The organism is Xenorhabdus sp. KJ12.1 (genome assembly GCF_963876495.1).
Lineage (GTDB): Bacteria > Pseudomonadota > Gammaproteobacteria > Enterobacterales > Enterobacteriaceae > Xenorhabdus > Xenorhabdus stockiae.
The window spans coordinates 138,315-152,178 of sequence record NZ_CAWNQH010000001.1; the positions used below are offsets into that span (position 1 = coordinate 138,315).

The 13,864-nt window shown below is 40.3% G+C and carries 16 protein-coding genes and 1 other annotated feature; of the genes, 6 read left to right on the top strand and 10 right to left on the bottom strand.

From position 1 onward, the window contains the following. Positions 1-14 precede the first annotated feature (14 nt). From pheS to AACS92_RS00650, 9 genes are all read right to left on the bottom strand, one after another. Positions 15-998, bottom strand: coding sequence for a phenylalanine--tRNA ligase subunit alpha (gene pheS / locus AACS92_RS00615; protein ID WP_099108186.1), 984 nt, complete (start codon positions 996-998; stop codon positions 15-17). An 85-nt stretch (positions 999-1,083) separates the two neighbouring features. Beyond that, positions 1,084-1,208 (bottom strand) — a sequence feature (Phe leader region). After that, positions 1,158-1,205 carry a pheST operon leader peptide PheM gene (gene pheM / locus AACS92_RS21800; protein ID WP_139204069.1) on the bottom strand — a complete coding sequence of 16 codons (48 nt, stop codon included), beginning with the start codon at positions 1,203-1,205 and terminating at the stop codon, positions 1,158-1,160. Its footprint overlaps the feature before it by 48 nt. 120 nt (positions 1,209-1,328) lie before the next feature. Next, the gene (gene rplT / locus AACS92_RS00620; protein ID WP_010847342.1) at positions 1,329-1,685 is read right to left on the bottom strand and encodes a 50S ribosomal protein L20; all 357 of its coding nucleotides are present in this window, start codon (positions 1,683-1,685) and stop codon (positions 1,329-1,331) included. Between the two features lie 46 nt (positions 1,686-1,731). Continuing rightward, the gene (rpmI, locus tag AACS92_RS00625) at positions 1,732-1,929 is read right to left on the bottom strand and encodes a 50S ribosomal protein L35 (protein WP_006118955.1); all 198 of its coding nucleotides are present in this window, start codon (positions 1,927-1,929) and stop codon (positions 1,732-1,734) included. A gap of 93 nt (positions 1,930-2,022) precedes the next feature. Beyond that, on the bottom strand, positions 2,023-2,562 hold the full coding sequence (gene infC / locus AACS92_RS00630) for a translation initiation factor IF-3 (protein WP_099108187.1): 540 nt from the start codon (positions 2,560-2,562) through the stop codon (positions 2,023-2,025). Positions 2,563-2,565: 3 nt separating this feature from the next. Then, positions 2,566-4,494, bottom strand: coding sequence for a threonine--tRNA ligase (gene thrS, locus AACS92_RS00635; RefSeq protein ID WP_099108188.1), 1,929 nt, complete (start codon positions 4,492-4,494; stop codon positions 2,566-2,568). Positions 4,495-4,824: 330 nt separating this feature from the next. Beyond that, positions 4,825-5,463, bottom strand: coding sequence for a hypothetical protein (locus tag AACS92_RS00640; RefSeq protein WP_099108189.1), 639 nt, complete (start codon positions 5,461-5,463; stop codon positions 4,825-4,827). Between the two features lie 165 nt (positions 5,464-5,628). Then, positions 5,629-6,138, bottom strand: coding sequence for a cupin domain-containing protein (locus AACS92_RS00645; RefSeq protein ID WP_099108190.1), 510 nt, complete (start codon positions 6,136-6,138; stop codon positions 5,629-5,631). A 346-nt stretch (positions 6,139-6,484) separates the two neighbouring features. After that, positions 6,485-7,201: a transglycosylase SLT domain-containing protein gene (locus AACS92_RS00650; RefSeq protein WP_369800361.1), complete on the bottom strand. Its 717-nt coding sequence runs from the start codon at positions 7,199-7,201 to the stop codon at positions 6,485-6,487. Between the two features lie 253 nt (positions 7,202-7,454). Between AACS92_RS00650 and AACS92_RS00655 the strand changes: the two genes are divergently transcribed. The 5 genes from AACS92_RS00655 (at position 7,455) to AACS92_RS00675 (ending at position 12,017) form a co-directional block, all read left to right on the top strand. After that, complete coding sequence (locus AACS92_RS00655) at positions 7,455-8,369, top strand: metal ABC transporter substrate-binding protein (RefSeq protein WP_099108191.1); 915 nt, start codon at positions 7,455-7,457, stop codon at positions 8,367-8,369. After that, positions 8,366-9,265, top strand: coding sequence for a manganese/iron ABC transporter ATP-binding protein (locus tag AACS92_RS00660; protein ID WP_099108192.1), 900 nt, complete (start codon positions 8,366-8,368; stop codon positions 9,263-9,265). The genes AACS92_RS00655 and AACS92_RS00660 overlap by 4 nt, the downstream gene beginning before the upstream one ends. Continuing rightward, positions 9,262-10,137, top strand: a complete 876-nt coding sequence (locus tag AACS92_RS00665; RefSeq protein ID WP_099108193.1) for a metal ABC transporter permease — start codon at positions 9,262-9,264, stop codon at positions 10,135-10,137. Before AACS92_RS00660 ends, AACS92_RS00665 begins: the two co-directional genes overlap by 4 nt. Next, the gene (locus AACS92_RS00670) at positions 10,134-11,009 is read left to right on the top strand and encodes a metal ABC transporter permease (protein WP_099108194.1); all 876 of its coding nucleotides are present in this window, start codon (positions 10,134-10,136) and stop codon (positions 11,007-11,009) included. The genes AACS92_RS00665 and AACS92_RS00670 overlap by 4 nt, the downstream gene beginning before the upstream one ends. 144 nt (positions 11,010-11,153) lie before the next feature. After that, positions 11,154-12,017 carry a fructosamine kinase family protein gene (locus tag AACS92_RS00675; RefSeq protein ID WP_099108195.1) on the top strand — a complete coding sequence of 288 codons (864 nt, stop codon included), beginning with the start codon at positions 11,154-11,156 and terminating at the stop codon, positions 12,015-12,017. 360 nt (positions 12,018-12,377) lie between these two features. Here the strand turns inward: AACS92_RS00675 and AACS92_RS00680 are convergent, their stop codons facing one another. After that, entirely contained in the window at positions 12,378-12,917 is a 540-nt protein-coding gene (locus AACS92_RS00680; RefSeq protein WP_099108196.1) for a YniB family protein, read from the bottom strand. A gap of 361 nt (positions 12,918-13,278) precedes the next feature. Here AACS92_RS00680 and AACS92_RS00685 point away from each other — a divergent pair, with 361 nt between their 5' ends. Continuing rightward, the gene (locus AACS92_RS00685) at positions 13,279-13,857 is read left to right on the top strand and encodes a metal-dependent hydrolase (RefSeq protein ID WP_099108197.1); all 579 of its coding nucleotides are present in this window, start codon (positions 13,279-13,281) and stop codon (positions 13,855-13,857) included. Positions 13,858-13,864 lie beyond the last annotated feature (7 nt).

Genomic DNA, 13,864 nt, shown 5'->3' on the forward strand with positions numbered 1-13,864 from the left:
GAAATATTCCCGCCTTATTTAAACTGTTTAAGGAAACGCAAATCATTTTCGAAGAAAGCACGTAGATCGGTGACACCATAACGCAGCATCGTCAAGCGTTCCATTCCCATACCAAAGGCAAAACCAGAGTAAACTTCAGGATCAATGCCAACATTACGCAATACGTTCGGGTGAACCATGCCACAGCCTAATACTTCCAGCCATTTGCCATTTTTACCCATCACATCAACTTCTGCGGATGGTTCAGTAAACGGAAAATAGGATGGACGGAAACGAACCTGCATATCTTCTTCAAAGAAGTTATTCAAAAAGTCATGCAACGTGCCCTTCAGATTGGTGAAGCTGATATTCTTATCAACAATCAACCCTTCTATCTGATGGAACATTGGGGTATGTGTCTGATCGTAATCATTCCGGTATACCCGACCTGGTGCAATGATGCGGATAGGTGGCTGACCCTCTTTCATTGTGCGGATCTGAACACCTGACGTTTGCGTACGTAGCAAACGTTTTGCATCAAACCAAAATGTGTCGTGATCAGCACGAGCCGGATGATGTGCAGGGATATTCAACGCGTCAAAGTTATGGTAGTCGTCTTCAATTTCCGGACCAGCTTTAACAGAAAAGCCTAACTCACCAAAGAAAGTTTCAATTCGTTCAATCGTACGAGTGACTGGATGTAATCCGCCATTTTCCATACGACGGCCAGGCAATGAAACATCAATTTTTTCTGCTGCCAGACGGGCATTCAGAACATCTGCTTCCAATTTGGCTTTACGTGCATTCAAAGCTTCCTGGACTTCTTGTTTTGCCTGGTTAATAACAGCCCCTGCCGCTGGACGCTCCTCGGCAGACAAGTCACGCAGCGATGACATCTGGAGAGTTAAATGGCCTTTTTTTCCCAGGTATTCAACTCGCACCAAATCCAACGCGGCAACATCCTGGGCTTCTTCTACGGCTGCTTTTGCATTTGCAACCAGCTCAGTAAGATGTGACATCGTTTTCCTCTTCCTTCGGCCAGATGGCCTTTTAGTTGTTATCGACTATGCCCTCAAAATTTTTGTCTCTTAATGAGGTCATAAAAATAAAAAAGCCTCCAGACCGGAGGCTCAAGCGCTGTTTTTCGTTTCTTTTCTTACGCGCAAAGCCCCCTTATTTCAGGCGCTAAAGTAAAAAAAGAAACGAAAAAAGGCTAACTTCATCATTTTTATTCTCTCTCCTGTACTCTTTTCAACCTAACTATTTATGAGCGGGCAAATCTAGCTAATAGTAAGCATATTTTGAAAAAAAGTAAAAGAGGGAGCAAAGGCTCCCTCTTTTAACCTGACTTATGCCAGAGCGCCCTTCGCTTTTTCAACCAGAGCAGCAAATGCTACTTTGTCGAATACAGCGATATCAGCCAGAATCTTACGGTCGATTTCAATCGAAGCCTTTTTCAGGCCGTTGATGAAACGGCTATAAGACATGCCGTTCTGACGTGCAGCAGCGTTGATACGAGCAATCCACAATTGACGGAACTGACGTTTACGCTGACGGCGGTCACGGTAAGCGTACTGACCAGCTTTGATAACTGCCTGGAAAGCAACACGATAAACGCGCGAACGGGCACCGTAGTAACCTTTCGCTTGTTTCAAAATTTTCTTGTGACGTGCACGGGCAATAACACCACGTTTTACGCGAGCCATATACTTCTCCTATCGTCTCTGAGTTCTAATCTAAAAAAATGCTTGCTTATGCGTATGGCAGACAAGCAACAACCAGGCCCAGATCACCTTTGGAGACCATGCCTTTTGGACGTAAATGACGTTTACGCTTAGTTGATTTTTTAGTCAGAATGTGACGAAGGTTAGCGTGCTTACGCTTGAAACCACCACTGGCAGTTTTCTTGAAGCGTTTAGCTGCGCCGCGTACTGTTTTAATCTTTGGCATTTTAATATCCACTTCGCATTGTTAATTACAACGAACTAGTAAGGCGAACAGACCCCTTCCAAACTGGTTGGAGCCTGCTACTTGTATGCCTGACTATTTCTTCTTAGGAGCGAGCACCATGATCATCTGGCGGCCTTCGATCTTCGATGGGAAGGACTCGACCACTGCCAGTTCACTCAAATCTTCACGAATGCGGTTAAGCATTTCGATGCCAATCTGTTGATGCGCCATTTCACGTCCACGGAAACGCAGGGTGATTTTGGCTTTATCGCCATCTTCCAGAAAACGAATCAGGTTGCGTAGTTTGACCTGATAGTCGCCTTCATCTGTACCAGGACGGAATTTAATTTCCTTGACCTGAATAACCTTTTGTTTCTTTTTCTGTTCTTTGATTGACTTACTCTTCTCATAGAGGAACTTGCCGTAATCCATGATACGACAAACCGGCGGTTCGGCATTTGGGCTGATTTCCACCAAATCAACACCAGCTTCCTCAGCTTTTTCAAGAGCTTCTCTCAGATTGACAATACCAATCTGCTCGCCATCTAACCCAGTTAAACGAACTTCAGAGGCGCGAATCTCTTCATTAATGCGATTTGGGCGCGCCGGTTGAATTCTTTTTCCGCCTTTAATACCTTATTCCTCCAATTGACGAAGATTGCGACTGCGTATTTCTGCCAGCAACTTCTCTGAGAACTCGCTGACATCGATGCTACCTAAATCTTTACCGCGGCGGGTACGAACGGAAACTTTTCCTGACTCGACCTCTTTATCACCACAGACAAGCATGTAAGGTACACGACGCAGAGTGTGTTCGCGAATTTTAAAGCCAATCTTCTCGTTTCTCAAGTCTGCTTTTGCACGAATGCCTACATCTTGAAGTTTTTTAACCAATTCCTGTACATAATCTGACTGACCATCGGTAATATTCATGACAACCACCTGTTGAGGTGCCAGCCATGTCGGGAAAAACCCGGCATATTCTTCTGTCAGGATACCAATAAAGCGTTCAAGGGAACCCAGAACAGCTCGGTGGATCATTACAGGAACCTTACGTTCGTTATTTTCACCGACATACGACGCACTCAAACGCGCCGGCAATGAAAAATCGAGCTGCACAGTACCACATTGCCACGCTCGATCCAAACAATCATACAAAGTAAATTCAATTTTAGGTCCATAAAATGCACCTTCACCCGGTTGGTACTCAAATTCAATACCATTTGTTTTCAAGGCCTCAGCGAGATCTGCTTCTGCTGCATCCCACTGTTTATCAGTACCAATTCTTTTTTCCGGGCGAGTCGATAGTTTAACAACAATCTTCTCAAAACCAAATGTACCATATACATCATAAATCATTTTGATGCAGCTGCTGACTTCCTGAAGAATTTGATCTTCAGTACAGAAAATATGCGCATCATCCTGAGTAAAGCCACGAACCCGCATCAAGCCATGCAGAGCGCCTGAAGGCTCATTACGATGACAGCTACCAAATTCAGCCATACGCAGCGGTAAATCACGATAGGATTTTAGCCCCTGATTAAAGATCTGGACGTGCCCCGGGCAATTCATCGGTTTTACGCAATATTCACGGTTTTCCGATGAGGTAGTGAACATATTTTCTTTATAGTTTTCCCAGTGCCCCGTTTTTTCCCACAGGATGCGGTCCATCATAAATGGGCCTTTTACTTCCTGATATTGGTACTCTTTTAACTTGACACGGACAAACGTTTCCAGCTCACGGAAAATTGTCCAGCCATCATTGTGCCAGAAAGCCATACCCGGCGCTTCTTCCTGCATATGATATAGATCAAGCTGCTTACCAATTTTACGATGGTCACGCTTTGCCGCTTCTTCCAGACGCAATAAATAAGCACTCAGCTGCTTTTTATCTGCCCATGCAGTACCATAAATACGCTGCAACATTTTGTTGTCACTGTTGCCACGCCAGTATGCGCCGGCAACTTTCTGCAATTTGAAATAATGGCAGAAACGCATATTAGGTACATGTGGGCCACGGCACATATCTACGTATTCTTCGTGGTGATACAAACCAGGTTGATCATCACGGCTGATATTCTCATCCAGAATCTGAATCTTATACTCTTCACCACGAGCTGCAAAAGCATCACGAGCTTCCTGCCAGGTTACCTTTTTCTTGATAACATCATAATCTTTCTTGGCAAGCTCCATCATGCGTTTTTCAAGCAGCTCGATATCTTCCTGCGTCAAAGAGCGATCCAAATCGATATCGTAATAGAAGCCATTATCAATCACCGGACCAATTGCCATTTTGGTGTCAGGCCACAGTTGTTTGATTGCATGACCCAGCAAATGCGCACATGAATGGCGGATAATTTCCAGACCTTCTTCATTTTTACTGGTAATAATGGCCAGTGTGGAATCTGTTTCAATTAATTCACACGCATCTACCAATTCGCCATTAACACGACCAGCGATACACGCTTTTGCCAAACCAGCACCAATATCGCGAGCAACATCCATGACAGAAACGGCGTGCTCAAATTGACGTTGACTACCGTCAGGAAGAGTAATTACAGGCATTTAAAATCCTTATCTACAGTGGTGACCCACACGAAAGATCACTTGTATGAAATATTTACCTCAAGAATTCAATACGTTAATTGCGGGCACTTGCTGCACCATGCAAGTTATGTACACAGTTAAGTACACAAAATGACAAACGACTCATGTACACCGCTTTAACTCGACGGAGGATGTTATCACCCATATCATTCAGCAACAAATAAAAAGAACAACATAGGTATTATTATTCAATGAACATAAATTCTTTTAGCCAAAAAAACGGCAGTTTTCCTGTAATTTCTCAGTCTCCAAGATTTCCTGACATCAAGGTTTGAAAAGACTTGAACGCTAATCACTCAACTTATGCTTAGACAATTCTGCATTTATTTTTTTTATTCTCCCCGGTGATACACTTAACGTTAAAAAGCAGATCCCCAGCAATTCTAAAATAATCATCAGAAATATCATGACTACCGTATTCAGGCTACTGATATCCTGACCATCCACATATAATATTTTAAATGCAATAAAAAGCATCAAAACAAAAATAACAACAGACATTAATTTTTCAATCCAATAATTGAAAACATAAGAAGCATCAATTTTTATTTTTGCAAAATCTGAATTTACCATGACATATCTTTTTAATCTTTTAATATCGAATATATATCCTGCTTCAATGCCTAGGCTGGTTAATTGTATAACTAAGTGCCTAAGATCCTTTGATTTAATCTTAGTCACTCTAAACATAATCTCAGAGGTAATAATATCTTTAATATAGGTTTTATCTTCCTGACTCAAGTATTCATCATATTTCTCAAGATAATCAATATTGTTTGTGAGTCTCCTATTCCTAAAAAAATTCAGACTGCTATAGACATTTTTAAGCATTACCCAGATACCTCCGAGAAATGCTGTCAAAGCAGACAATATTGATGCTATAGCAGAGTAATTTTTTATTACCCAGTTCAGCAAGTCATCAAACATACATTCACCGTCATTGTTTACATAGATAGCTATAGTATGAATGCCATATTCAAATTTTCCTGTTTCATACCACTTGTATGGCTAATACTGATGCTGACGAGGTAATTCTGTCCTTATGTAAAAACCACCAAATGAAAGTGGTTAAAGATGATAACCTGCGTTAATTTAGCTATTTTTATCTGGTTGACCATTATGGTTGCCAAAAATTTGTTCAGGCGGTGAATTCCATCCATCACTTCTGGTTTTTTGATATTCTTGATTCAGTGGATACCAGATTTTGTTTTCAGGTTTACTTTTTTCTCCGACAACCAATAACCTGACTTCGGAATCCGTATTATTTATTACTGTGTGACAAATCCCTGTGCCAGCGGGAAAACCAACGGCATCTCCCGGCTCTAATCGATACAGTTCTCCGTTAATCCACACATCAGGTGTTCCCTCAAGCACATACACGAATTCTTCTTCATTCTTTTCTGCGTGGGGGTAAGATGTTCTACGACTGGGTAAAAGGCGCTCGTGGTGGATACCCAGTTTCTTTAGTCCCAGAGATTTACCAAGAGCAGAGCCTATAGTGAAAATTTCATTGCTATCGGGATATCCTGCTCTCTCTTCTTCTTCGTTTTGTGTCCAATGCTGAATAAATTCAGGTCTTCTGTTTTCTCGTTTTAATGACATTACACTTCCTTTATTATTAAAAAATTTTTAGTAGTAGGATAATTACATTGTCCTGAAAAATATATTTAGGTAACTAAATGTTCATATCTAAAAAAAGAATTTTCTGAATATATAACCCACGAAATTATTTATAAATCCGTTAGTTACATTAGTTCTATATACAATGGATTTCAAGATGCATTGTGACTATAAAGGAGTATAGATAACTATATTGTGATGAATCAACGTAGCCAACAAAGAGCAACTGGAAAGACGAAGTGTATATGTAAAGGAAAACTATTATTTCCTCTTGATAACTACCAGAGAAAAAATAATAAATCACATATTCAATTCAGTGTACCAAAAATCACTCTAAATTAAGATAGGCATTTTTTACTTTCCATAAATAACGAGGAGCCTGTGGTGCAGGATGATTATTCTGAACATATTGATAAAATTCATTCGGTGTCATTCGGTTAATTTTATTAATTGCCAACTTACGATCTGAATCAAATGTCCGCAATAATGCTCCAGCGCCATTAACATAGGCAACTATTGTTGCATAATATAAAGTTTCAGGGTTAATAATTCCGCTTAGATGCTGTTTTTTCAAAATACTGATATAGGCAGTACCAAGATCAATATTCGTTTCAGGGTCTTTCAATTCACGCATAGTAGGCTGCCCTGACTTACCTTTCAATCGATAGGCATCCTTACCTGCTGTAGAGGCTTTAATCTGCATCAATCCAACTGCATTAGATTTACTAATAACTTCTGGGCGAAAACCGGATTCAACCTGAATAATTGCCCTGATCAAAGTTTCATCCACCCCATAACGTTTTGCAGCCTGTGCAATAAAATTATCAAAGGGTGTTGCTCTTCTCCGATTATCCAATTTATTCTGTGATCCCATAGTGCCATCGCTGCCGAATATTCTTTTCGATATTGATTTATGGTCATTTTTTACTTGTTGAGATTCCTGATTTGTACATCCTGTTAGCAACATCATCAGAAAAATATGAACATGAATAAACTTTAATCTCACGAAAAGTTCTCCTAAACTAAAATTAACCTTATAAAGCATATATAATTTTATGAATAAAATGAAAATATTTTTATATATCACATCAAAATAAATTGAGACGGTTATATTCAATAAACTTCAAAACACTAGACAACATGTTGTTTTTTTGTTCGCATAGTGATTTTAAAAACCAGAAAAATTCAGGATAACCTGCAAAATTATCAATCATATCACTGTATCACCTTGACTTTACAAAGATGATATTGATAATCATTATCAACAATCACATGTATAACAAATAAGGTTTACAATAATGAACAAAAAACGTTCTTTTTCTGTTTTCCCGATACTCAGTATGACTATTACCCTCTTCACTATGACCTTATTCAGCCTGCAAGCTCATGCAGATAAAAAATTCAGGGTTGTAACCACATTTACCATTATTCAGGATATGGCTCAAAATGTTGCAGGGGATGCTGCTATTGTTGAATCCATTACAAAACCCGGCGCAGAAATTCACGATTACCAACCCACCCCAAAAGATATCATTAAGGCAAAGCGAGCTGATCTCATCCTCTGGAACGGGTTAAATTTGGAGCGCTGGTTTGAACGTTTCTTTGAAAATATGCAGGATATTCCTGTCGCTGTAATCACCGAAGGTATTACACCACTCCCGATCCGCGAAGGGCCTTATAATCAGAACCCTAATCCCCACGCTTGGATGTCTCCTAATAACGCTCTTATTTATATCGAAAATATCCGTAAGGCTTTAGTCAAAAACGATCCACAAAATGCAGATACTTATAACCGTAACGCCAAAATTTATGCTGACAAGATAGCCAAACTGGATGCGCCATTAAGAGAGCGACTTTCTCGTATTCCTGAAAATGAACGCTGGCTGGTAACCAGTGAAGGCGCATTTAGCTATCTCACACAAGATTATGGATTCAAAGAAGTCTATTTATGGCCGATTAATGCCGAAGCACAAGGTACACCACAACAGGTCCGCCGTGTCATCGATACGATGATAGAACATAAAATCCCAGTTGTTTTCAGTGAAAGTACTGTTTCAGATAAACCAGCAAAACAAGTCAGCAAAGAGACCGGGGCACGATATGGCGGCGTACTTTATGTTGATTCCCTCTCTACAGCAAAAGGTCCTGTTCCTACCTATATCGATCTGTTGAATATGACAGTCGATACTATCGCAAAAGGATTTAATCAATGAAAAACGCATCGTCATTATTTGAAAAACCACATTTATTAGTCGATAACGCGACTGTCACTTACAACAACGGCCATACTGCAATTTATGATGCGAGCTTTGATATCACAGGCGGTACCATATGTGCATTAGTCGGAATGAATGGCAGTGGGAAATCGACATTGTTCAAAACCATTATGGGGTTAGTTACTCCATCTCAAGGAAAAGTTACCCTTAATGAGCAATCCATAAAAACAGCACTGAAAAAGAATATCATTGCATACGTTCCACAAACTGAAGATGTAGACTGGAACTTTCCGGTTCTGGTTTCTGATGTTGTGATGATGGGGCGCTATGGAAAAATGGGCTTCCTTCGCAGGCCCAGTAAGCTCGACCATCAAATTGTAAACCGTTCACTCGAGCGGGTCGGGCTGATTGAACTGCGTGACAGACAAATCGGTGAACTTTCTGGTGGACAGAAAAAACGGGCATTTCTGGCACGCGCACTGGCTCAGGAAGGAAAAGTTCTACTTTTAGATGAACCTTTTACCGGGGTAGATGTTAAAACTGAGAATGCCATTATTGATTTGCTTCGTGACCTGCGTGATGAAGGACACTTAATTTTAGTCTCCACACATAACCTCGGCAGTGTTCCCGAATTTTGTGACCATGTTATTTTGATTAATCGCACCGTTCTGGCCAGTGGACCAACTGAAACCACATTCACGCAGAAGAATCTGGAAACCACATTTGGCGGTGTTTTACGTCATATCAATCTCTCTGGCCCTGAACTCCATGACGATGACGATCCCCGTTCCCTGACCGTCATTACAGATGATGAACGCGCTGCCGTATTTTACGGTCATGACAATCATGTTCCTCCACGACAAAGTCAAAAACAGAAGGACGAACAGTTATGATGGAACTATTACTACAGCCATTTAATTATAACTATATGGTGAAAGCCATGTGGGTAAGTGCCATTGTCGGCGCTGTCTGTGCATTTTTGTCAGCCTATTTAATGCTAAAAGGCTGGTCACTAATGGGGGATGCCCTCTCCCACTCTGTGGTGCCCGGAGTTGCCGGTGCCTATGCTCTCGGTTTGCCTTATGCCGGCGGTGCTTTTTTTACCGGTATGCTTGCAGCATTGTCGATGACTCTCGTACGCCACATCACTCGATTACGTGAAGATGCCGTTATTGGGTTTATATTTTCCACTTTTTTCGCTGCCGGATTATTGATCGTTTCTTTAAATCCAACATCCGTTAATGTACAAACCATCATCCTCGGCAATATTCTGGGGATCGCTGATGAAGATGTATTGCAGGTAGAAATCATTATTGCTGTATCTTTTATTGTTCTGATGTTGCTCTGGAAAGATCTGCTAGTTGTGTTCTTCGATGAAAATCATGCCCGATCTATCGGGTTATCCCCATTACGCCTGAAAATTATTTTCTTCACTTTATTAAGCGCCTGCACTGTTGCAGCCTTACAGACAGTTGGCGCTATTTTGGTTATTGCTATGGTCGTGACTCCTGGAGCAACTGCGTATCTGTTGACAGACCGTTTTAAGAACTTGCTTATCATTTCAGTTGCCATAGGTGCTTTAACCAGTTGTATAGGTGCTTATATTAGTTATTTCCTTAATGGTGCAACCGGAGGAGTCATCGTTACATTACAGACGCTGATTTTCCTGCTGGCTTTCTTCTTTGCACCTAAGCACGGTATGCTGGCCTCTCGCCAACGCGCCAGAAAAGAATCTCAGGCACTTACTCAGGGAGAGCACTCATGAATACCTTGATTGAGTTCATCACGGAACCTTTTATGCATGATTTTATGCAACGTGCCATTGTGGCTGCGATTGTCGTAGGGACTGTCTGCGCCGTACTATCGTGCTATTTAGTGCTGAAAGGTTGGTCATTGATGGGAGATGCCATTTCCCACGCAGTATTACCGGGCATTGTTCTGGCATTTGTTGCAGGAATACCACTTGCAATAGGTGCTTTCCTTTCTGGAATATTTTGCGCATTTGCCACTGGATATCTGAAAGAGCATAGCCGGGTTAAGGAAGATACCGTCATGGGTGTTGTGTTTTCTGGCATGTTTGCATTTGGTCTGGTACTTTTTACCCGCATAGATACAGAACAACATTTGACCCATATTCTATTCGGCAGTATCCTCGGTATTACCCAAAATGAGCTGATCCAAATAATGTGCATTGCAGGGTTCACTCTGGCCATTGTTCTTCTGAAACGTAAGGATTTCATGCTCTATTGCTTTGATCCTAATCAGGCAAAAGTTGTCGGTTTACCAGTAAAACTGCTGCACTATGGCTTATTATCTCTTTTGGCTCTAACCATTGTTGCCTCATTACAAGCTGTTGGGATTATTCTGGTTATTGCAATGTTAATATCTCCCGGGATTATTGCTTTTATCTTATGTCGGAATTTTGAACGTATGATGATTGTTGCCATAATAGCATCAGTCACATCCAGTGTTTTTGGTACAATAGTCAGCTTCCACATTGATGGTGAAACCGGCGCATGCATTGTTATCATTCAGGCTATTTTCTTCGCATTTGCCGTTATTTATGACCAAATAAAATTAGCCAGAAAGAAAATGCATAGAAAACAGTCCAAGGATATATTATCCCCATCAGTGTGAGTCTTCAGTAAAATCAAATTAGGGGGCCTATATCTAATTTAAATATGGCCCGCTAATCAGGATTTAAATTCTGTTTTAAACTGTTCAACCACTGCATCTGTATGTAATATGAGCATAGTAATTGTCAACTTAATGAGGTGAGTCATGTGGCAAACTGTTAGCCGTCTATTAAGTGAACATTTTGAAGAGGCAGAAATCCGCAACAAAACGGAATTATCAGGAGGAGATATTCACCGTTCTTGGTCTGTTGAGTACGGCGATCAGCATATCTTTGTTAAATCCAATACGAAAGAAATGTTGCCTATCTTTAAAACAGAGGCAGAACAACTGGAATTATTAGCCCGTAGCAACACAACCAAAGTACCTGAGGTCTATGGCGTTGGGCATGACCGTAATCATAGCTTCCTTTTACTCGAATATCTTCCTATCAAGCCATTTGATGCCCACAACGCGTACTGCTTTGGCCAGCAACTTGCCCGGCTTCACCAATGGAATGAACAACCCAAATTTGGTTTTGATTTTGACAACATGCTTGGAACGACAATCCAGCCTAATGGATGGCAAAAACGCTGGAACCAATTTTATGCAGAAAAGCGTATTGGCTGGCAATTACAACTTGCATCAGATAATGGCATGGTATTCGGAAACATCGATGCAATTGTTGAAAAAATCAGTAATAAACTGCACTCTCATCAACCTGAACCATCTTTATTGCATGGTGATCTATGGCCAACGAATTGCGCATCTTTAAATCACAATTGTGTCGTTGCATTTGATCCTGCATGTTATTGGGGTGATCGTGAGTGTGATCTCGCTATGCTCCCTTTTTACCCTGAACTCCCTCTACAGGTTCTTGATGGCTATCAAAGCGTTTGGCCACTACCGACAGATTTCATCGAACGGCAGCCTCTCTATCAACTCTATTATTTATTGAATCGCTGTAACCTTTTTGGCGGTGATAATTTTATCACTGCACAAAGTATCATCGATAATATATTATCCGAATAAAAATCCGATCTGATTCAGAATAGCTAAATAATCAGATTTAAAATCTAATCGAAGAGTTAACTAGACCAATCGAAATTTGCTTGTTTATTATTTTATTAATAAAAATCAAAGGAGATAAGAAAGTTAAACTATAACAAAAGATTAATTATATTAATTTCTCTTTGTGAAATTTATGAACAGATATATATGTAATTAATAAATTTCAAACTGCAAAGTAGTGGCAAGAAAGCAAACCCACTGGAGTAGTGTTTATGAAAATACTGACAGGGAGGAGCAAACATTGCCAACAAAGAAGCAATCTGAAAAACAACAGATACAATGTAGCTGCGGAACTCAGTATCCCGCAGCTATGATATTGCATCACCAACCTAATAATTTTGATAAAAAATAAGCAATTGCACCAATAATAATAGGTGATATATAGAGAGTGAATATTTGACTGAATAATGAGTGGCGTGGGAATTCCACCTTAGCTTCCAGCTGTTCTTTAGTGACATCACTTTCTTTTGCTTTCTCCAGGATCACATGATCTTCAATCTGTTCCCTAATAAATTTGAATTGACGGTATATCCTCAAACCAGATGCACTCATCGCCAAACCAACAAACATCAGGAAATAGATGACTAAAAAACTAACATTCGCTCCTGTGATAACTGCCATATAATCTGGTATTGGAGAATGTCTCCAGAAAAAATCTAAAAATGGTGTGTTGAACTTAATCACGTCAGCCATCATTTTTAAGAAATCATTCAAGACTGCGTTAATACCATCACCTTTAACTCCATGCAGCCATACCAAATTGACTACTGAAACTAGAGTTGACAAAAAAGCGGGTATAAAAATAACCCAACCCAATAACCGCTTTGTGATGGCTACATACCTTGCCTGTGAATACGTCATTGATACTCCTCATGCGCATATATCCAAAAGATTTCAAGTCGTAACGCGAAAGTAAGTGAATTAATCACCAGAAGCATATACTCTTCGCCTTTCAAATTTCCTTTTTATTGGCTGGGCAAGTTCATTTTTGACTAATTTGCTGCTCCCTTGCCGCCACGATGCAATGTAAAATCCATTGAGTATAGATATATGCTCTGGGCAAGGGCCAGTTAAATATTAGTGTTATATGTTAATAAATAAAAGATTTTTCTTGTTTACCCCCTGTTCAACCAGGACAAAACCCTCTATACTAGTGCACTGTATGCATAAACAGCAATCAGCTCCAGTAATCAATACAACAAACAATCTAGTATAAATAATTATGACAGCAGAAGGACACCTTCTCTTTTCAGTTGCCAGCCTTGTATTGGCTCACCAGCTAGAAATCACTCCAGAAATAGCACAGGGGGATTGGTTCCATATGATTCCCGGTGTACTTTTGGCTTCTTTATTACCAGATATTGATCATCCACATTCAACTTTAGGTAGACTATTCCGCTTTATTTCCATTCCTATTGCACGGCTTTGCGGGCACAGAGGGTTCACTCATAGCTTACTGGCTCTGACAGTCGGTATTGTTCTGTTTCAGGCTGAAATACCCCCTGAGTGGCCTATACCAACTGATTTTATCCATGCCATGCTCATAGGGTATATTAGCCACCTAATCGCAGATATGCTGACCCCCGCAGGCATTCCTCTCTTATGGCCACTGAAAATGCGTTTTCGAATTCCTATCTTGAGAGGAAAAGAACGCAAAAAAGCAGAGCGCTTTATAGCAGTTTTACTTGTAGTAATTGCTATTCTTATTCCACAACATATCAATATTTCATTTATGGATTATTTAGATAAATTGCAATTCGATAAACTACACCTTGATAAATTACAAAATTTGTACAAATAATTGAGTT